Here is a 19,284-nt window from a genome sequence, read left to right as displayed (position 1 = left end):
TTTGAAAATATTTATTTATGATACGGTTCATTACGATTAATCCGATACGCCCGATAAATCTGTTCACACAATACGAGCTTCATGAGTTGATGGGGGAACGTCATCTTCGAGAACGAGATCGTATCGTCCGCTCGTTTCATCACATCTTCCGACAGACCGAGCGACCCTCCGATGACGAAGGCGATTTTACTCTTTCCATACGTCGCGAGTTGATCGAGTTCACGTGCGAACGCTTCACTCGTCCGCTGCTTCCCTTGAATGGCCAACGCGATGACGTGCGTGTCTGGGGATATCTTCGCTAAAATCCGCTCGCCTTCCTTTTGTTTTACTAATAACATATCTGCCTCACTTAAATTCTCGGGTGCTTTTTCGTCTGAGACCTCGATTTCCTGCACTTTTGCGTAGGCAGAGAGCCGTTTTGTGTACTCGGCAATTCCTTGCTTTAAATATTTTTCTTTCAGTTTGCCGACCGTGATAATTGAAATATTCATCCAATTCTTCCTTTTTCCACAGTTTTTTTGGAGTTATCCATAGGGTTATCCACAGAGTTATCCACAAATCCACATGTTGATAATTAGTTTTTGCTTGACACAACATATGTTGCGTCGGCTTCACAGAACTCACATGTCACTTGTTCACTTGTGGATAATTCCTCTAACAACGGGTACTCCCCTGTTTCATCCACAATGATGTCTAAAGCGATTTCAACATGTTCCTTGCATACTTTTTTTTCCACAGTTTTTCCTCCTTAAAAAAGAAGCGTCGCCGCTTCTTTAAGTTGCTTCAGTTAACGTCGCCTCGGTTTCTCTCGTTTCACCGCGACGTAAATACTCAATCGTAATCGTATCACCGACTGTTGCATCTCGATAGAGTGCATCGCGTAAATCGACGTATCGTTTAATCTCCCGATCTCCGATTTGCGTGATGATATCGCCGACGCGAAGTCCCGCTTCTTCAGCCGGACTACCTGGTGTCACTTCTTCAACGAAGACACCGTCTTCTTGATCGAATGAGATGCCATACTCTTCCCGGACGTTACCAGGTACCGCAATGACTTCTTGAATTGTGACCCCGAGCTGTGCTCGTGTCACTTTCCCATCACGTTCTAACATGTCAATGACCGGCAGCGCCACGTTCACCGGAATCGAGAAACCGACCCCTTCTACGCTCGCTTCGGCGATTTTCATCGAATTGATTCCGACGAGCTCTCCACGAATATTGATGAGAGCACCGCCCGAGTTCCCTGGGTTGATGGCCGCATCGGTCTGGATGACTTCTGCGTTGTAATCCATCAAGCCGTCGCTATTCGTATCGACCGGCACCGTCCGCTCGACACCACTGACGATACCACGGGTGACCGAGTTTGAGAAGACACCGAGCGGATTTCCGATGGCCATGACGGTCTCACCGGCCTGTAGCACGGTAGAATCGCCAAGCACAATCGGTTTCGCATCGATGTTATCCGGCAACTCCACTTCTGCGACCGCCAAATCATTGAGCGGGTCTTCACCGAGAATCGTTGCCGACGCGATCTGACCGTCGGAAAAGGCGATGTTGATTTCATCCGCTTCTTCGATGACGTGGAAGTTCGTGACGATATACGCCGTGTTCCCTTCCACTTTATAAATGACGCCAGATCCTGCGCCCGCCTCCCACTGCGAGTCTGAGGTGAAGGCCCGCTGAATGTTCGTAATACTGACAACGGATGTTTTCGCCCCGAGGACAGCGGTCGTGACGTCGGATTCGGTGACGGTCACGGCTTGCTCGGTCCGCGTCAGTTCGTTCGTCACAAAACGAGAGGTCGGCGAATCCCAGAGCATCACTGTGACAAAAAACAAAGCCGCTCCTAAGAATCCGCCAACCCCTCCGAGTAACAACGGTTTTATATTCGGTCTCGGCTTGTGGCGTACGTGCTCCTCTTGCTTCGGACGCCATTCGCTCCGAGACGGATACGTCGGTTTTTCTTCTGTTGCTTCGTGTACTTCAGGTTCGACGTCTTGAGGTTCATACTCATGGTGTCTCTCTTCGTTCACGACGCGTCCCCCCTTCAAGACAGTGTGATAACTGTCTTTTCCCAAGTTTCCTTATAAAGAAACGAGCGAAGTGGGGATTGTCGGGTCCGTATCGCACAATTTGATTCGACCTAAGTCGACGTCCCGCATGCCGAGTGTTTGCGAGACGCTCATTTGCGCGAGCTCTTTCATGTTGTTGTCCTTGCTTAAGTGCGCCAAATAAATCCGTTTCGTTCGGTCACCGATGACCTCACTCATCGCAATCGCCGCATCCTCATTCGAGACGTGGCCGTAGTCCCCAAGGATGCGTCGTTTGACGCTCCACGGGTAACGTCCCATCTGCAGCATCGAGACGTCATGGTTTGACTCGAAGATAAAGTCGTCAGCCCCACGAATGACCCCTTTCATCCGGTCTGAGACGTAGCCCGTATCCGTGATATGGGCCAAGCGTTTCCCGTCGTGGGCAAACTGATAAAACATCGGGTCCGCCGCATCGTGACTGACGTTGAACGTTTCAATCTCAATATCACCGAACTGCTTGATGTCCCCGACCTCGATATGAAACTTCAACGCTGGGTCAATCTTTCCGATGAGTGATTCCATCGCCGCCCACGTCTTCGCATTCGCATAAATCGGTAAGTTATACTTTCGTGCTAATATCCCTACTCCTTTAATATGGTCGGAGTGCTCATGGGTGACGAGCAGTGCATCGATCCCATCAAACGACCGACCGATCGCTTCGATGCGTTGTTGCATCGCTTTCCCGGTCAATCCGGCATCGACGAGCAGCTTTGTCCGTTCCGTCTCGATATAGAGGGCGTTCCCGGTCGATCCGCTCGCTAACACACTATACTGTAAACTCACACCATCACTCCTTTCATTCTTTCGTTTCAAACTCGACGCGCTCTACCGTTCCGTCGATGGCATTGACGAAATATACATGATCGTCGATTGCGACCGACCATAGCGGTGGCATGATAATCAAACCGCCAGAGCTGTCGAGGGGTAAGCTATAAAACCCTGTGTTGATGGCCCGCATCTCCTGATTCGGTTGGAAATACTTCCGTGACGCGAGTTGAGAGATGGCTTCACTGGCCGTTAACACGAGATCGTCTTGCGGTTTCGATGAGATGTCTTTCAAATGACGTTGCTTATAATCCGTCACTTCAAACGCCTCATTCAATTGAATCAAGATGAGGGATGGTCCGATATACATCTCCGAATCTCCCTCGACTTCAGGTGCCGAGAAAATCTTATTGTCTTCAAACGTTTGGACGAAGGCGATTTGTTTCGTCTTTTCATCGTATCGCCAGTAGGCATACTCTTCTCCAAACGGAACATATTCCGCAACAAACGTCGAAGCCGTCGTTCGCAAATCCTTGGCATCGAGCGGCACGGGCTGTTTCAGCTCGACTTCGAGTTGCATATTGTCGAGCGTCGTTGCCAGTTGAGCCTCCCGATTTTTCGTGATCATCGCGGCCGACATCTCTTCAGACGACCCTGTCAAATAGCCGATATCCCGACCCATTCGTGGCAGTTTTGCCGGGTCGACGTTTCGTTGGTCTAAAATTTGTGCAATCGACGTGTTGTCGTTCGTCACGACTTCGGTCGCCCATGTCTCAGTCACCAATTGGAACAACAGATAGATGTTCAAGGCGAGGAAGGCGAAGATTAAAATGGTTTTCGCTTTACTCCAATCCACGATACATCATCCTTTCTGTCCAATCTTCTGACTGGTTGTACGGAACCCAACGTCCCGCTTCACGTACGAACCAATTCGGTGAGAACGTCACATATCGGCTCGTATCCTCGTTATACTCAATTTCATAACCAATTCGAATCTCGGTCACGTTCTCAAACCGTCCAGAATTGATGAGTGTCCCGAGTACTTCATCCGCGTCAGCCAGCTGCGTCGTGCCGACTGTGATCAAGCGGTCAATCTCTAAGTGATGTCGTGTGATGGACCGGACTTGTGCCCCGTCGTTTTCCACACGCAATGTGGATAAGTCGATGGCGTCATTGTTGATAAACGCCTCACGCTGGCTAAAGACCGGGAATCCTTTCACATGAAAACGGAATACGGTCGTTTCAAAGCCTTTGTTCGCCGGTGTGATGGCATCGAAACGAAGCGAGAGTCCTTGATTCTCAGAAGACTCGTCGACCCATCCACCATGGAAATTCACGAATTCGACGATCGAATCCAATCCGAGTGCCGTTTCCCGCTCGGTGCTGTTACGCGATAAGTTCCGATAGCGACTCGCGTTCAGCTTCGCGTCATATTCTGCTACGCTGACACCGTTCGTCAATGCCCCCACTGAACTCGCCGGGTCGACTTCTTGGACGTTCGGGTCGCCTGGGAAGAATGTGTCCCGCATCCAGTCGAGGCGCGCATCGATTTGAATCGACGATACGTCATATGCGAACAACTCATTCATCTCCGGTCCGACGACCGGGATATAGTTCACGCGTTCATCCGTATACGTCACTCGCTTCATCGTCCGACTCGAGTTTTTTAGGAATAGACTGTTCACGTCGCCGTTTCCGACCTTCGTTAGCTTCCCTTCCCAAATCGATTGGTCACTCATGATCGTCCGAATGGTAAACGCATTGTCTTCCATGTAGATGAGCACACGTTGCGGGATTTTCCCAGACAGACTGTACGTGCCCGGAAGCATATAGCTGAGCGTGTCCGCATAGTAGGCTTCCGGCAAAATCAATTCGAGTCCTTCGTTGATATCCGTGTAAAAGCTCGGGACATTCTTCGTGGCGAGCGGTTTGAATTCACTTGCTTCAAACGTATCCCGGATGACCCGCATCAACTGCTTCGGGGTGTTCTTCGAAGCGAAGACGGCGTTGTTGTCATGAACGACCGCTTGAACCGGAATCACGACCTGATTCGCTCGGCGTTGGAGCGACTCATCCACCGTCGTCAATTGCGTCTCCGATTGGACTGACTGATAGGTGGGATGATAATCCCACAAAATGATGGTTTGAACAATCGACGTGACGATTAACGTGAGCAAAAGGAACGACTTCCACAGTTCTGGCTTTGCAATCGTAAACCGTTTCATCAATCATTCACCTCCACAATCGTATCGAACGGAATCGTGAAGTAAATCGTCGTACCGCGGCCAAATTCACTCTCTGCCCAGATGTCTCCACCGTGAGCGGATACGACTTCTTTGGCAATCGATAGACCGAGTCCGGTTCCACCTATATTACGCGCCCGCGCCTTATCGACACGATAGAAGCGTTCGAAAATTTTCTTCAAGTTCGACTTCGGAATCCCGACTCCTTCATCCTTGATGCCGATGACGAGGCGTTTTGCCCGAAGCATCGTCCGAAACGTGATCGTACCGCCTTCTGGTGAGAACTTGATGGCGTTCGTGATGATGTTATCGATGACTTGCGTCATCTTATCCTGGTCGGCATGCACGTACACGCGACGTTTCATCAGCTTCCGACGGAATTGAATCGCGTCCCCTTTCGTCATCTCGTGACGATCGATGATATCGTTAAAGAACTGCACAAAGTCGAACTTCACTTTCTGCATCTTATATTCTTTACTGTCCATCTTCGAGAGTTGCAACAAGTCATTGACGAGGCGAATCATTCGCTCTGTCTCGTTTTGCGTCGTCTCTAAGAAGCGCGGCGCCAACTCATCATCCTGATAAGCCCCTTCCGCAAGGACTTCCAAATAACTACGCATCGTCGTGAGCGGCGTCCGCAACTCGTGACTGACGTTTGCGACGAATTCACGGCGATCTTGTTCGACTTGCTCTTGTTCAGTGACGTCATGCAAGACGACGATAAGACCTGTGATTGGTCCACTATGTTTTTGAATCGGTGAGAAATAAGCTCGAACAAGGAACAGTTCCTCATCTGTACTAAGGTCAATCAGTTTCGCCGGCATAGTCCCGTCCTCTGGGATAACGATTTCCTCTTCGAACGCGAGAAGACTCTGCAAGTTCATGCCCATCGCCTCTTCTTCATCGACCCCGATCATGTCACGTGCCTGGTCGTTCATTAAGATGACCCGTAACGAACGATCGGTCGCAACCACACCGTCAGACATGTTCTCGAGGACACTCGTCAATCGACGGCGCTCTGCTTCTGTTGTCGCATTCGCTTCCATCAACTCGTCCGTCAATTCGTTAAACGCGTAGGCGAGTTGACCGACCTCATCATCCGAATACACTTTAACTTTCCGCGAGAAGTTCCCTTTTCGCATCTCGACGGCTTGCCGACGCATATCGGCAATCGGTCGTGTGATCGTTCGAGATAACAAGATACCGAGGAAGGATGTGATGATCAAGGCAATGACCGTCCCGGTTGCGAGGATTCGGATGACTTGTTCCATCTGGTTATAGATAGACTGCATCGATGCCTCGATATAGATCATGCCGATTGTGGTTCCGTCTACTTCTGACTTGACGGGAACGGCGACGACGCGCATCCGGTCATTCGAATCTTCATAGACGAGCGTCTCTTGGGCGCCGCCTGTTGCGAATGACTTCTGGATAAACGTACTTGCCGTCCGTTGTCCGACGAGACTTTGATTGTTCTGGTTCGAGGTCGCCCGTACGACACTGTTCGTATCAATGATTTGGACTTCTCGAATGTCGTCAGCTAGCGTCGTGCTCTCGGTAAAGTCAGACAGCAGCTGATCCAGTAACTGGTTCAACTGCTGGTCCGTGGTCGAGTCACTCTCGTTCGCGGCGATCCCCTCACTGACGTTATAGCTCAGTAGGTTCGCCCGGTCGACGAGTGACTGCGAGAAGTTGTTGATGTATTGCCGTTCCAGAGAACGCACAAAGTACACGCCGATGACTTGCATCGCAACGAGAATGAGCAGCGCATAGATGACGACGAGCTTCCACTGGATTGATTTAAAGAAGTTCGTCCGTTTCATCGTTTAATCTTCTTCTCCTGCCTTCAAATAATACCCGACCCCGCGACGCGTAATGATATACGTCGGTGTCGATGGGTTGTCCTCCACTTTTTCACGAAGACGACGCACAGTAACATCCACAGTACGAACGTCCCCGAAGTAATCATAGCCCCAAACCGTTTGGAGTAAATGCTCACGCGTCATCACTTGTCCGATGTTTTGCGCGAGGTAATGAATCAATTCGAACTCGCGATGCGTCAGCTCGATCTTCTCTTCCCGCTTCGTCACCATGTACGAATCCGGGTGAATCGTCAAGTCGCCGATCACGATATCGTTTGCGTTCGCCCCTTTTGCTTCAGGCGCGGGCGCCGTCGCATGACGTCGCATGTTCGCTTTGACGCGAGCCAATAACTCACGAGAGCTAAACGGTTTCGTGACGTAATCGTCTGCACCGAGCTCTAGTCCGAGCACTTTATCAATCTCTGAGTCTTTTGCCGTCAACATGATGATTGGCATATCATACTTCTTCCGTACCTCGCGGCATACTTCCATGCCGTCTTTGAGTGGAAGCATGATGTCGAGTAAGATGAGATCCGGTTGAATCTCTTCTACTTTCACAAGCGCTTCTTCGCCGTCATATGCGACATGCACTTGGTAACCTTCTTTTTCAAGTTTAAACTTCAATATATCTGCGATTGGTTGTTCGTCATCTACCACTAAAATCGTACGATCCATTCAGTGAGTCCTCCTCTTATCATTAAACGTACATGCCTACATTGTAACTCTTTTTATACAGCTTAGAAAGCGTGGTCCATTTCCGTGGAAATGAAAAAGAGAGCCGCAACGGCTCCCTTTCTTATGCTTCGTAAATGTCACGCAAGATGACCGTCTGCTCACGGGCCGGTCCGACCGAGAAGGTCAATAACTCAATACCCGTCAATTCTTCGATGCGACGCACGTAACGTTTCGCGTTTTCTGGAAGGTCGTCGAAGTTACGGACGCCCGTAATGTCTTCTGTCCAACCAGGAAGTTCTTCGTATACTGGTACACACTTCTCAAGGACGCGGAAGTTCGGCGGATATTCGTCAAGATGCTTTCCTTCGTACTCATACGATGTACAAATCTTGAGCGTCTCAAGACCTGTCAATACATCGATTGAGTTGAGGCAAAGATCTGTAATCCCGCTGACACGACGTGAGTGACGAACGACGACCGAGTCGAACCAGCCGACACGACGTGGACGACCTGTTGTCGTTCCGTATTCTTTCCCGACTTCACGGATTGTATGACCAATCTCGTCATCGAGTTGTGTTGGGAATGGACCGTCACCGACGCGTGACGTATATGCTTTACAGACACCGACAACGTGATGAATTTTTGATGGACCGATTCCGGCACCACTTGATACGCCACCTGACGCTGCGTTCGACGATGTGACGAACGGGTACGTTCCGTGGTCGATATCGAGAAGGACACCTTGTGCTCCCTCAAAGAGAACCTTCTTCTCTTCGTCGAGTGAATCGTTCAAGACGACAGATGTATCACACACGTATTTCGCAAACTGTTGGCCATACGCGTAGTACTCTTCGAAGATGTCATCAAATTCAACTGGATCGACCTCGTACATTTTCACGAACATGCGGTTTTTCAACTCGAGAACGGTCTTTAATTTCTCTGCGAACACTTCTTTGTCGAGAAGATCTGCGATACGAATCCCGATACGCGCCGCTTTGTCCATGTATGCTGGACCAATCCCTTTAAGTGTTGTCCCGACTTTCGCATCACCTTTCGCATCTTCTTCTAAACGATCCTGAAGCTGGTGATACGGTAAAATGATGTGCGCCCGGTTCGAGATACGAAGGTTATCTGTGCTCACACCGCGCTCATGTAAGTAAGCGAGTTCTGTCACGAGTGATTTCGGGTTGACGACCATTCCGTTCCCGATGACACACGTCTTATCCGAATAGAAGATACCAGACGGAATGAGGTGAAGTTTATATTTCGTATCATTGAAGACGATCGTGTGACCAGCGTTGTCTCCCCCTTGATAACGCGCGACGACTTCGGCTTGTTTCGATAAGAAATCGGTGATTTTCCCTTTCCCTTCATCGCCCCACTGCGTTCCCACTACGACTACTGATGACATAATGAATCCTCCTTATTGATCAACGTTCTGTTCAAACCATCCGTAAGTGTACACTTGAAAAGCGAGAAAGTCAATCCAATACCGAACGTTTTATATAACATGTAACTATTCGTTCGTTATTTTACAAATCACCTATATAAAAAAAGACACCACCGACGTTACATCGGTGGTGCGAAGGCTTGTGTCTCCATATTGACGAACTTGTTGTACTCTTTCCGGAAGGAGAGCTTGACCGTACCGGTCGGACCGTTACGTTGTTTCGCAATGATGATTTCAATCGTATTGGCGTCTTCACTCTCTTTATCGTAATAGTCATCACGATAGAGGAAGGCAACGATATCGGCATCCTGCTCAATTGCTCCCGATTCACGGATATCCGACATCATCGGTCGCTTGTCTTGACGACTCTCTACCCCACGAGAGAGCTGTGACAAGGCGATCACAGGTACTTGAAGTTCACGCGCAATCGCTTTGAGCGTACGTGAAATTTCCGATACTTCCTGTTGTCGGTTCTCGCCCGGTTTGCCGTTCCCGACGATGAGCTGCAAGTAGTCAATCATAATCATCCCGAGACCGTGCTCTTGCTTCAAGCGACGACACTTCGCCCGAATCTCGTTGACGCGAAGACCCGGCGTATCGTCGATGTAGATGCCCGCTTGTGAGAGCGATGACATCGCAAGTGATAAGCGACCCCAGTCTTCCGCTTCAAGACGTCCGGTCCGGAGGCGCTGGGCATCGATATTTCCTTCCGCACACAACATACGCATGACGAGCTGTTCCGCCCCCATCTCTAAACTGAAGATGGCGACGTTCTCGCCCGTACGGACGGCAACGTTTTGCGAGATGTTCAAGGCGAACGCAGTCTTCCCGACAGATGGACGAGCTGCCACGATAATCAAATCGTTTCGTTGGAAACCGGCCGTCATCTTATCTAAATCCGTGAAGCCTGTGGCAATCCCGGTGATCTCACCGCTCGACTGATGCAGTTTTTCAATCGTCGAATAAGCATCCGATAGAACGGAACCGATCGGGTGGAAGCTGGACTGCCCTTTCCGTTGCGATACTTTTAGAATATTCCGCTCCGCGTCCGAGAGGACAGAATCGACCTCGTCCTGACGCTCATAACCATCTGAAACGATGTTCGTTGCCGTTCGAATGAGACGACGAAGTGCCGCTTTTTGATCGACGACATTCAAGTAATAGCCGATGTTCCCGATAGCCGGGACGGATTCAGCGACCTCCGCTAAATAGTTGAGACCGCCGATTTCGTCTAAAATACCTTGCGCCTGGAGCTCTGAACTGAGCGTGACCAAGTCGACAAGTTCGCCCCGGTCATTAATTTTTAACATCGCTTCAAAGATGCGTTGGTGGCTGACGCGATAAAAGTCGTCCGGGTCGACCCGCTCTGAGGCCGTGATCAACCGGTCCGAATCGAGGATGATCGCCCCTAAGACGGCTTGCTCCGCTTCCACGCTATGTGGTGGTGTATTGACTTGAATCGCATCACTCATCCGTCTCTACCTCACCTTCAAGCTTCTTGTACATGTACATTCAACGTCGCAACGACGTCATGGTGCAACTTCACTGGCACTTTCGTGAAACCGAGCGCCTTGATTGGGTGCTCGAGTTCAATTTTACGCTTATCAATCTTGTAGCCCATTGATTTGAGGGCATCCGCGATTTGTTTGCTCGTGACCGATCCGAACACGCGACCGCCTTCACCGGCTTTTGTCGTGACGGCGATCGTCTCTTTTTCAAGTTTTGCTTTCAGTTGCTGCGCTTCTTTCAACTCTTCTTCTGCAGCCTCTTCAGCACGACGTTCTTTCGCCGCGAACGCTTTTAGGTTTCCAGGTGTCGCTTCAACCGCCAAGTTTTTCTTGAACAAGACGTTTTTGGCATAAGCGTCTGCCACGTTCTTCACTTCTCCAGCTTTTCCTTGCCCTTTAACATCTACTTTCAAAATGACTTTCATTCTAATTCCTCTCCTTCAGTATCATCTGTCATATAATGATCAATTGCTTCTTTTAACAAGACGTTTGCTTGTTCGCGACTCATTTCGAGTTGTGTCGCTGCATTCGTCAAATGTCCGCCACCATCGAGCATTTCCATGATGACTTGAACGTTGACGTCACCGAGAGACCTCGCACTGATCCCGGTTCGTCCATCCGGTAAAATCGCGATGACGAACGAGGCTTTGACACCTTCCATATTCAGCAACTGGTCTGCAGACTGGGCAATCAATACTTGGTGATGGGCCTCATCGTCAGAAGCGACCGCGATCGCCATGCCATCTGTGTAAATCTCGGTGTTTTTCAAAATCTGTGACTGTTCGATATAGGCATCGAGGTCTTGCCGCATAAAGTGTTGCACGAGCACCGTGTCAGCTCCTTGAATACGTAAGTAGGACGCCGCATCAAACGTACGTGAACCTGTACGGAGCGTAAAGCCTTTCGTGTCGACCATAATTCCTGCAAGAAGTGACGTCGCCTCTAGAATCGAAAGCTTGCGACTTCCTGCCTGATACTCAATCAGCTCTGTGACGAGCTCACACGTCGACGATGCATAAGGTTCCATGTACACAAGGACCGGGTCCTCGATAAACTCTTCACCACGTCGGTGATGGTCAATCACAACGACACGCTCCGCCCGATACAGAATGTCTTTTGAAATGACAAGTGAAGGACGATGCGTGTCGACGACGACGAGAAGCGTCTGTTCATCGATGAGTGGTTGTGCTTCATATTCGGTCAAGAACTGGCTATATAACGAGTCATCGTTTTCTACCTCTTGAACGAGTCGCTGAATGCCGATGCTCGTCTCACCTGACGGCACCACCACGTACGCCTCACGTCCGACAAACTCAGCCAACTTCATAATTCCGATGGAAGCCCCGAGCGAGTCCATATCTGGGTTTTTATGTCCCATGACGAGGACACGGCTCGATTCCCGAATCAAATCACGCATCGAGTTCGAGATGACACGTGCCCGGACGCGCGTCCGTTTTTCCGTCGGGTTTGTCTTCCCTCCAAAGAAACGAACTTTTCCGTTATGACGTTTGACGACTGCCTGGTCACCACCGCGACCAAGTCCAAGGTCTAGACTCGACTGCGATAAGTTACCGAGTTCCGTCAATGTCGTTTCTCCACATCCAACCCCAATCGATAACGTCAACGGAATCCTTTGTTCCTTCGTTGCATCACGCACTTCATCCAAAATGGAAAAGCGATTGTTCTCAAGTTCGGATAACGTCCGCTCATTCATCACGAGGAAAAAGCGGTCTGCTGCCGTACGGCGCATATAGATGTGATGCCGCTGCGCCCATTGGTTGAGAAGCACCGTCACACGACGATTTACTTCACTTCGCACTTGCTCATCCACTGCGGTCGACATCTCATCATAGTTATCTAGATACAAAATACCAATGACCGTCTGCGCTTGAGCGTACTTTTGTTCAATCTCAGCTTCTTCGGTCATATCGAACAAATAAAGGGTTTGATGTATTTGGTTGTAATAGACACGGTAGACGCGGTCACCCACTTCAATCGTGGCTTCATCCTCTTCCTCTTCAATCAATTCATCGAATGCGGAATGGAGCGCATCAAGCGGTACACCAATCGCCATATCAAGTTCAAAGATCAAGCGCGATTGTTCATTATACCAATTGACACGTCTGTCTTGATCGAAGACTAAAATCCCAATCGGCATCGTCGTCAATGCTTCTTTTCCGACCTCTTCGATTTGATGAGAGAGTGAGAGGACATACTGTTCCCAATTTTTACGTTCCCGTCGCATCGTCACTTGCTGATAGATGAAAAAGATCAGCGTGCCCACAAACAGGGTGATTGCCGCCACAATGCTGTAGAACGCCAATCCTAACGAGACAAGGAATCCAATCACATATGGAATCATATGCCGCGCGTATTGGTTCTTCACGGATGTTATTGCTTCACCACTGTGCATGTATGCCTCCTAAAATGAGTAATGTTCACCCATGGAATCGTAAAGGTTTCTGCTCTATCATACCATATTCGTCGGTTTCACTTACACACTTACAAACGAGATGAAATACAAAAAAACGACTTATCCAAAAGGATAAGCCGTTCGTCAAACATTACTCTGCAACGTATGGAAGCAAAGCCATTTGACGTGAGCGCTTGATAGCGACAGTAAGTGGACGTTGGTATTTCGCTGAAGTACCAGTCACACGACGTGGAAGAATTTTACCACGCTCCGAAACGAAGCGTTTGAGCAATTCTACGTCTTTATAATCGATATGAGTGATGTTGTTCGACGTAAAGAAACATACTTTACGACGACGACGACCTCCTGGACGACGTGCCATGTGAAGACCTCCTTTATAAGTTAGTTTTGATTGTCAACAATGATTAGAATGGCAAATCATCATCTGACAAGTCGATTTTGCCGCCACCCGAGAACGGATCTGCGTCAAAACCTTTATTCGAATTCGAGGACTGAGATGAAGTCGAAGCAGCTCCTGCGCCCCATCCTGATCCACTTGATTCACCACCACCGAAGACATCTCCAGATGGTGCTTGCTCACGTTGCCCTGCGGCTCCGCGTGGTTCAAGGAAGCGTACGCTGTCGGCGACTACTTCTGCCCGGTAACGACGTTGGCCATCTTGTCCTTCGTAACTACTGATTTGAAGGCGACCGTCAACGCCGGCCATGCTGCCCTTTTTCAAGTATTGTGCTACGTTCTCTGCTTGTTTGCGCCAAACGACACAATCAATAAAGTCCGTCTCGCGCTTCCCATCTTGTCCAGCGAATGGACGATCGCAAGCGAGAGTAAGGCGTGTTACGGCGATTCCGCTCTGCGTGTAACGCATTTCCGGATCGCGAGTCAATCGACCAACTAACACAACTCGGTTAATCATCTCCAAGCTCCCCTTTCACGATACGAGGCGTTAAGGATTAACGCTCGTCTTTTGTTGTCATTTGACGGACAACGTCGTCAGAGATCTTCATGAGACGCTCTGTTTCTTGGATCGCTTTAGGTTCAGCAACGATGTTAAGAAGAACGTAGTGTCCTTCGCGCATCTTGTTGATTTCATAAGCGAAACGACGTTTACCCATGTCTGTTGTTTTTTCAACAGTACCACCGTTTTCAGTGATGACGTTGTTGAAGCGCTCGATTAAAGCTTTCTTCGCTTCCTCATCAACTGATGGACGGATAATGTAAAGAAGTTCGTATTTACGCATTATCTTTCACCTCCTCTTGGACTAACGGCTCCTACCGGTTTGTAGGAGCAAGGAGCAAACAATTGTTTTACTCACGTCATAATATACTATCAAACTTCCTTGACTTTTACAACACGTTTCCGTAAATCAACTTATACGTTGAAGCGGAATGTGACAACGTCGCCGTCTTGGAAGACATATTCTTTACCTTCCGAGCGAAGTTTCCCTTGTTCTTTCACTGTCGTCATGTTGCCAGCTGCTGAAAGATCTTCATACGCGACAACTTCAGCACGAATGAACCCACGTTCGAAGTCAGAGTGAATGACTCCGGCACATTGTGGTGCTTTCATCCCTTGTTTGAACGTCCAAGCGCGAACTTCTTTTTCACCTGCAGTGAAGTATGTTGCAAGACCAAGTGTCGAATACGCAGCACGGATCAATTGATCAAGTCCTGACTCTTCAATACCGAGATCTTGTAAGAATTCGAGACGTTCTTCCGGTTCGAGCTCTGAAATTTCTTCTTCGATACGTGCACAGATGACAATCACTTTCGCCCCTTCTGTTGCTGCATGGTCACGGACCGCTTGTACGTACTCGTTTGAGTCCGCGTCCGCCACTTCATCCTCACTCACGTTTGCCACATAAAGCATCGGCTTCATCGTCAACAATTGGAAGTGTTTCACGATGGCGAGTTGGTCGTCCGTTAATTCAGCGACACGTGCTGGGCGCTCCGACTCAAGAACGTCACGTACGATCTCAAGTGCTTCAAGCTCCTGTACCGCTCCTTTATCTTTTGCTTTTACCATTTTTTGAACGCGAGCGATTCGTTTATCGACTTGTTCAAGGTCAGCTAAGATCAATTCAAGGTTGATCGTCGTGATGTCGTCAATCGGTGAGACGCGTCCCGCAACGTGCGTGATGTTCTCGTCCTCAAAGCAACGAACGACTTGGCAAATTGCATCGACTTCGCGAATGTTCGCCAAGAACTTGTTTCCGAGTCCTTCACCTTTTGATGCACCTTTAACGATTCCAGCGATATCTGTAAATTCAAACGCTGTTGGCACCGTCTTTTTCGGTTTGACGAGTTCCGTCAATCGATCAAGACGTGCATCTGGTACTTCAACGACTCCGACGTTCGGGTCGATTGTCGCGAACGGATAGTTAGCCGCTTCGACTCCTGCTTGTGTAATCGCATTAAACAAAGTCGATTTCCCGACGTTTGGTAATCCGACAATTCCTGCTGTTAATCCCACTAGTAGTTCCTCCTCATCCGGTGTTTCCCGGGAAATGTTAAGCCGTCTGTGGAGTGGGTACCTTCAGTACACCACACCGTCACATCCTTCACAATTATAGATAGTCCACGATTAAACCGCAACTCACGTTCATAACCTAAAGAAAAACGCCGCTTATTCTGCGGCGTTCCCTTGCTCAAGCACTTTCTTGAATCGCTTATCAAAGTCTCGGCGTTGCATGAGTACACTTGCTCCGCAACCTTGACATTTGATGCGAATGTCCATCCCTACACGTGTGATTTGCCAGCGGTTCGTCTTGCAGGCATGTGGTTTTTTCATTTCCACAACATCGTTCAACGCATAAGTTTTACTGTGCATTTTCTGCTTCTCCTCCTTTAGGAGTTGGGTTCGGTGGTAACATGACCGTACGTGGGTATGGAATTTCAATACCACGTTGGTCGAATCCTGCCTTCAATTCTTTATGCAAAATTCGTCCAGCTGCGAAGTGTTGAGTCGGTGGCACTTCTGCCATCAAGCGATAGACGACTTCTGAAGCCCCGAGTGACTGTACTCCTGCGAGTGTGATTGGTTCAATGAAGAGGTCATGATACTTCGCCTCGACTTCTTTCGCAATCTCTTTAATCGCCGACTCGACATGTTCCATGTCCTCTTCGTAGGCGACACCGACATCGACAACCGCCACACTATTTTCTAGTGAGTAGTTCGTCACTTGCATGATCTGTCCGTTCGGAATGATAGAAACTTGTCCGTTCAATCCTTTTAGTTTCGTAGTGCGAATGCCGACCTCGATGACGACTCCTTCGACCTGTTGATTCAAACTGACATAATCCCCATTTTTATATTGGTTTTCAAAGATGATGAACGCGCCTGTAATGACGTCCTTCACTAAACTTTGCGCACCGAACGAGATGGCAAGACCTGCTACCCCGGCTGATGCGATTAAACCGGCAATATTGACGCCGAATTGTCCGAGCACTGTCAGGACCATAATCAAACCGATTACATAACGGATCGTATTTTGTGCGAGTTTCAAAAGTGTCTCGTTTTGACGCTGAGCGACAATATCATGTTCTTTTATTTTTCGAATCGTAAATACGCGCTCCACCATCGTCGTCAAGATTCTTGTTGCAATATATAAGCCAAGAATGATGAGCGCGACACCGGCGAGCTTGATCCCTAAACCAATCCACATGTCTGTATCTTTAAAGTACTCCACGAATTGGTTTACGCTATCCATCGTTTCGTCTGCCACCGTGCTTAAATCTTTTTCTGTATTTTGCGAAGCCATCTTTTCACCTCAAAAGTCGTAGATTCTAAATCATCAAAACATATTTCGCGACTTTTCTCAAACGCCGCATTCGGAAGTTTAGAAGTTTTCCACTTTTGGGAATGGGTTAATACGAGATCAATCCCCTAACTGCAACTAGGAATAGGCAGCTCAGAAGAGAGGATGAGATTCATGCCGTTTCGCCTAAAACCTCATAAACCATACTCTTTCTTCATTGAACACACTGAGCGGAGTGGATCCAGATTACTTGCGGACCAGCTTCATGAACAGTTGGTCAATGAAACCCATCGCCCCATCGTCCTTGTTTGCATCGGTTCGGATCGTTCGACCGGTGACTCTCTTGGTCCACTCGTCGGAACGTTTTTAGAAGAACGTCGCATCCGCAACCTGCACGTATACGGTACGTTAACGAAACCCGTACACGCACTCAATTTAGTGGAGACGTTACATGAGATTCAAACACGCTTCCATCAACCGCTCATCATTGCCATCGATGCCTGTCTCGGACGTTTGTCGAGTGTCGGCTACGTCTTCTTCTCAGAAGGACCACTCGCCCCAGGTGCAGGTGTCCAAAAAGAACTCCCTGCCGTCGGCGCTTATAATATCAAAGCCGTCGTGAACGTCAGTGGCTTTATGGAGATGATGATTCTTCAAAATACACGACTCCATCTCGTCTATGAACTCGCACGCTTCATCACGGAAGGGTTCGTCGATTTCGATTCACGCATCGGACGCCTTCATCACGAAGAGGCTGCGATCACTAGACTTCGTCAGTCGCGAGACGAGTCAAAGTCTTGAGGCGACAACAACGTAAGGAGTTGTTCTAAATCGTCTTGAGAGAAGTATTTTAGTTCTAACACGCCTCCCTTTCGACGAGGACGAATCGACACATCCATTTGAAGACGCTCTGCAAGCACTGCTTCGACCGCTTCGATATCCGCGTTCGATTGCTTCAGCGTCTTTTTTGCTGTGCGCTCTTTTTGTAAGTAACGCTCAAGTCTGCGAACTGTCCAATGCTCGGCAATTACACGCTTCGCGATTTGCTCCATCGCTTGTTCTGATTTCATGCCTGTAATCGCCCGTGCATGACCCATCGTCAAATCGCCGACCATGACCGCGTGCTGAACCGCGCTCGGTAGACGAAGCAGACGCAAACTGTTCGTCACATGACTTCTGCTTTTCCCGACCCGGTCTGCCAATTGTTGTTGAGTCAGGCCGAGTGTCTGCATCAATTGTTCATAGGCGACGGCTTCTTCGATGGCGTTCAAGTCAGCACGCTGAATGTTTTCAATCAAGGCCAACTCCATGACGCGATCCGAGTCTGCCGTGACGACTAGAGCGGGAATGTCTTCTTTCCCGGCGAGTTTTGCCGCTTGGAATCGTCTTTCCCCAGCGATGATTTCATAGTAGCCGGTCGCTTTTCGTACGACGATCGGTTGCAACACGCCATACCGTTCAATCGACTGGCGTAACTCTTCTAGTTTCTCCACCTCAAATTGTTTCCGGGGTTGGTTCGGGTTTGGGCGAATGAATTTTAAAGCTAATCGTTCCATCTACAAACCTCCTTCATCGTATGAAAAAGCACGGACTCATTTTTGAGGCCGCGCTTTCGGGATGCGAATTCGAATTTCAACAAATTCCTCTTCGTCTACTTCTTCAGTTTGGACATCAATCCCTGTTTTCCCAATCAAATCGATTGAGTCACGAATCGTATTGATGGCGATTCGCGTATCGCGCGCAAAACTTTTTGTCCGGCGACGTTGTTTTTTCGGTTTACGCTTTTCTTCTTCAAGCGGCGTTGTCAAAAAGGCGACTCGTTCTTCCGTCTCTTTAACATTATAATCCTGTTCCAACACTTCAACGAGCACTTGGAGCTGTAATCCCTCTTCTTTTAACGGTAACAGCGCACGTGCGTGTCGTTCGTTGATGCGACGATCGCGAAGCGACTGCTTCACATCCTCAGGCAATTTCAACAGTCGCAATTTATTCGCAATCGTAGACTGGCTCTTCCCCAGACTCTTCGCTAACGCATCCTGTGTCAAGCCGTTCAAGGCGAGTAACCGGTCGTATGCTTCCGCCTCTTCAATTGGACTCAACTGCTCCCGTTGCAAGTTTTCAATCAATGCGAGCGCAGCCGTCGTATCGTCATCCATATCGCGAACGATTGCTGGAATCGCTGACCAGCCGAGCGATTTCACGGCTCGGAAACGACGCTCCCCGGCGATGATTTCATAGCAGTCCCCGTCTGCCTTTCGAACCACGATCGGTTGAAGCAATCCATGTTCCGAAATCGTCGTTGCCAACTCTTCAATTTTAGCCGGTTCGAACACTTTACGCGGTTGATATCGGTTCGGACGCAATCGTGACAACGAGAGCTCCTGTACCGTGTCATCCGCTCGAACTTCTGCAATCTGCGTCACGGCAACTTCGTCTTTTCGATTCACACCGAACAATTTCGCAAATCTATTCTTCAACGTCGGGCACCCCTTTTATGT

Annotated in this window: 21 protein-coding genes; 1 reads left to right on the top strand and 20 read right to left on the bottom strand. The window is 49.0% G+C overall.

Annotated elements, in window-relative coordinates:
• Positions 1–11 precede the first annotated feature (11 nt).
• The 18 genes from rlmH to KNO92_RS10670 all read right to left on the bottom strand — a co-directional run bounded on the left by rlmH (position 12) and on the right by KNO92_RS10670 (position 16,789).
• Entirely contained in the window at positions 12–491 is a 480-nt protein-coding gene (gene rlmH / locus KNO92_RS10755; RefSeq protein WP_214761228.1) for a 23S rRNA (pseudouridine(1915)-N(3))-methyltransferase RlmH, read from the bottom strand.
• 83 nt (positions 492–574) lie between these two features.
• Entirely contained in the window at positions 575–736 is a 162-nt protein-coding gene (locus KNO92_RS10750) for a CxxH/CxxC protein (protein WP_214696548.1), read from the bottom strand.
• 37 nt (positions 737–773) lie between these two features.
• Positions 774–2,033 carry a S1C family serine protease gene (locus tag KNO92_RS10745; RefSeq protein ID WP_214749535.1) on the bottom strand — a complete coding sequence of 420 codons (1,260 nt, stop codon included), beginning with the start codon at positions 2,031–2,033 and terminating at the stop codon, positions 774–776.
• A gap of 51 nt (positions 2,034–2,084) precedes the next feature.
• Positions 2,085–2,876 (bottom strand): MBL fold metallo-hydrolase, encoded by a 792-nt coding sequence (locus KNO92_RS10740; RefSeq protein ID WP_074034013.1) that lies wholly within the window; start codon positions 2,874–2,876, stop codon positions 2,085–2,087.
• A gap of 13 nt (positions 2,877–2,889) precedes the next feature.
• Positions 2,890–3,714, bottom strand: a complete 825-nt coding sequence (locus tag KNO92_RS10735; RefSeq protein WP_214696544.1) for a two-component system regulatory protein YycI — start codon at positions 3,712–3,714, stop codon at positions 2,890–2,892.
• Positions 3,701–5,083, bottom strand: coding sequence for a two-component system activity regulator YycH (gene yycH / locus KNO92_RS10730; RefSeq protein WP_214696535.1), 1,383 nt, complete (start codon positions 5,081–5,083; stop codon positions 3,701–3,703). Before yycH ends, KNO92_RS10735 begins: the two co-directional genes overlap by 14 nt.
• Entirely contained in the window at positions 5,083–6,924 is a 1,842-nt protein-coding gene (gene walK / locus KNO92_RS10725) for a cell wall metabolism sensor histidine kinase WalK (RefSeq protein WP_074034022.1), read from the bottom strand. Before walK ends, yycH begins: the two co-directional genes overlap by 1 nt.
• A 3-nt stretch (positions 6,925–6,927) precedes the next feature.
• A complete protein-coding gene (gene yycF / locus KNO92_RS10720; protein WP_214696534.1) occupies positions 6,928–7,638 on the bottom strand; it encodes a response regulator YycF in 711 nt (236 codons plus the stop codon).
• Positions 7,639–7,759: 121 nt separating this feature from the next.
• Positions 7,760–9,049 (bottom strand): adenylosuccinate synthase, encoded by a 1,290-nt coding sequence (locus tag KNO92_RS10715; RefSeq protein ID WP_074034026.1) that lies wholly within the window; start codon positions 9,047–9,049, stop codon positions 7,760–7,762.
• Between the two features lie 158 nt (positions 9,050–9,207).
• On the bottom strand, positions 9,208–10,560 hold the full coding sequence (dnaB, locus tag KNO92_RS10710) for a replicative DNA helicase (RefSeq protein WP_015880235.1): 1,353 nt from the start codon (positions 10,558–10,560) through the stop codon (positions 9,208–9,210).
• 17 nt (positions 10,561–10,577) lie between these two features.
• Positions 10,578–11,021 carry a 50S ribosomal protein L9 gene (gene rplI / locus KNO92_RS10705; protein WP_214696532.1) on the bottom strand — a complete coding sequence of 148 codons (444 nt, stop codon included), beginning with the start codon at positions 11,019–11,021 and terminating at the stop codon, positions 10,578–10,580.
• Entirely contained in the window at positions 11,018–13,009 is a 1,992-nt protein-coding gene (locus KNO92_RS10700; RefSeq protein WP_214761225.1) for a DHH family phosphoesterase, read from the bottom strand. Before KNO92_RS10700 ends, rplI begins: the two co-directional genes overlap by 4 nt.
• Positions 13,010–13,160: 151 nt before the next feature.
• Positions 13,161–13,391 (bottom strand): 30S ribosomal protein S18, encoded by a 231-nt coding sequence (gene rpsR, locus KNO92_RS10695; protein ID WP_015880232.1) that lies wholly within the window; start codon positions 13,389–13,391, stop codon positions 13,161–13,163.
• Positions 13,392–13,434: 43 nt separating this feature from the next.
• The gene (ssb, locus tag KNO92_RS10690; protein WP_074034037.1) at positions 13,435–13,944 is read right to left on the bottom strand and encodes a single-stranded DNA-binding protein; all 510 of its coding nucleotides are present in this window, start codon (positions 13,942–13,944) and stop codon (positions 13,435–13,437) included.
• A 37-nt stretch (positions 13,945–13,981) separates the two neighbouring features.
• Entirely contained in the window at positions 13,982–14,269 is a 288-nt protein-coding gene (gene rpsF / locus KNO92_RS10685) for a 30S ribosomal protein S6 (protein ID WP_074034039.1), read from the bottom strand.
• A 131-nt stretch (positions 14,270–14,400) separates the two neighbouring features.
• Complete coding sequence (gene ychF, locus KNO92_RS10680; protein WP_214696529.1) at positions 14,401–15,501, bottom strand: redox-regulated ATPase YchF; 1,101 nt, start codon at positions 15,499–15,501, stop codon at positions 14,401–14,403.
• A 153-nt stretch (positions 15,502–15,654) separates the two neighbouring features.
• Positions 15,655–15,858 (bottom strand): DUF951 domain-containing protein, encoded by a 204-nt coding sequence (locus KNO92_RS10675; RefSeq protein WP_214696523.1) that lies wholly within the window; start codon positions 15,856–15,858, stop codon positions 15,655–15,657.
• Positions 15,848–16,789 (bottom strand): mechanosensitive ion channel family protein, encoded by a 942-nt coding sequence (locus KNO92_RS10670; RefSeq protein ID WP_214696521.1) that lies wholly within the window; start codon positions 16,787–16,789, stop codon positions 15,848–15,850. The genes KNO92_RS10675 and KNO92_RS10670 overlap by 11 nt, the downstream gene beginning before the upstream one ends.
• 171 nt (positions 16,790–16,960) lie before the next feature.
• Here KNO92_RS10670 and yyaC point away from each other — a divergent pair, with 171 nt between their 5' ends.
• The gene (gene yyaC, locus KNO92_RS10665; protein ID WP_214696519.1) at positions 16,961–17,587 is read left to right on the top strand and encodes a spore protease YyaC; all 627 of its coding nucleotides are present in this window, start codon (positions 16,961–16,963) and stop codon (positions 17,585–17,587) included.
• On the opposite strand, the gene KNO92_RS10660 is transcribed toward yyaC, so the two are convergent.
• Both KNO92_RS10660 and noc read right to left on the bottom strand, forming a co-directional pair.
• Entirely contained in the window at positions 17,560–18,342 is a 783-nt protein-coding gene (locus tag KNO92_RS10660; protein ID WP_074034048.1) for a ParB/RepB/Spo0J family partition protein, read from the bottom strand. The genes yyaC and KNO92_RS10660 overlap by 28 nt on opposite strands.
• Before the next feature lie 36 nt (positions 18,343–18,378).
• Positions 18,379–19,263, bottom strand: a complete 885-nt coding sequence (noc, locus tag KNO92_RS10655) for a nucleoid occlusion protein (RefSeq protein ID WP_214761222.1) — start codon at positions 19,261–19,263, stop codon at positions 18,379–18,381.
• Between the last annotated feature and the right edge of the window lie 21 nt (positions 19,264–19,284).

The sequence above is a fragment of the Exiguobacterium sp. s129 genome, assembly GCF_018617585.1.
GTDB lineage: Bacteria > Bacillota > Bacilli > Exiguobacteriales > Exiguobacteriaceae > Exiguobacterium > Exiguobacterium aestuarii_A.
The sequence above is the reverse complement of the archived record's forward strand: the minus strand, read 5'-3'. Positions and strand labels throughout refer to the sequence as shown.

Coding starts and splice junctions, on each gene's coding strand:
- rlmH (WP_214761228.1), bottom strand. CDS start 491: ATGAATATTTCAATTATCACGGTCGGCAAACTGAAAGAAAAATATTTA.
- yycH (WP_214696535.1), bottom strand. CDS start 5,083: ATGAAACGGTTTACGATTGCAAAGCCAGAACTGTGGAAGTCGTTCCTT.
- walK (WP_074034022.1), bottom strand. CDS start 6,924: ATGAAACGGACGAACTTCTTTAAATCAATCCAGTGGAAGCTCGTCGTC.
- yycF (WP_214696534.1), bottom strand. CDS start 7,638: ATGGATCGTACGATTTTAGTGGTAGATGACGAACAACCAATCGCAGAT.
- KNO92_RS10715 (WP_074034026.1), bottom strand. CDS start 9,049: ATGTCATCAGTAGTCGTAGTGGGAACGCAGTGGGGCGATGAAGGGAAA.
- dnaB (WP_015880235.1), bottom strand. CDS start 10,560: ATGAGTGATGCGATTCAAGTCAATACACCACCACATAGCGTGGAAGCG.
- rplI (WP_214696532.1), bottom strand. CDS start 11,021: ATGAAAGTCATTTTGAAAGTAGATGTTAAAGGGCAAGGAAAAGCTGGA.
- KNO92_RS10700 (WP_214761225.1), bottom strand. CDS start 13,009: ATGCACAGTGGTGAAGCAATAACATCCGTGAAGAACCAATACGCGCGG.
- rpsR (WP_015880232.1), bottom strand. CDS start 13,391: ATGGCACGTCGTCCAGGAGGTCGTCGTCGTCGTAAAGTATGTTTCTTT.
- ssb (WP_074034037.1), bottom strand. CDS start 13,944: ATGATTAACCGAGTTGTGTTAGTTGGTCGATTGACTCGCGATCCGGAA.
- rpsF (WP_074034039.1), bottom strand. CDS start 14,269: ATGCGTAAATACGAACTTCTTTACATTATCCGTCCATCAGTTGATGAG.
- KNO92_RS10675 (WP_214696523.1), bottom strand. CDS start 15,858: ATGCACAGTAAAACTTATGCGTTGAACGATGTTGTGGAAATGAAAAAA.
- KNO92_RS10670 (WP_214696521.1), bottom strand. CDS start 16,789: ATGGCTTCGCAAAATACAGAAAAAGATTTAAGCACGGTGGCAGACGAA.
- yyaC (WP_214696519.1), top strand. CDS start 16,961: ATGCCGTTTCGCCTAAAACCTCATAAACCATACTCTTTCTTCATTGAA.
- KNO92_RS10660 (WP_074034048.1), bottom strand. CDS start 18,342: ATGGAACGATTAGCTTTAAAATTCATTCGCCCAAACCCGAACCAACCC.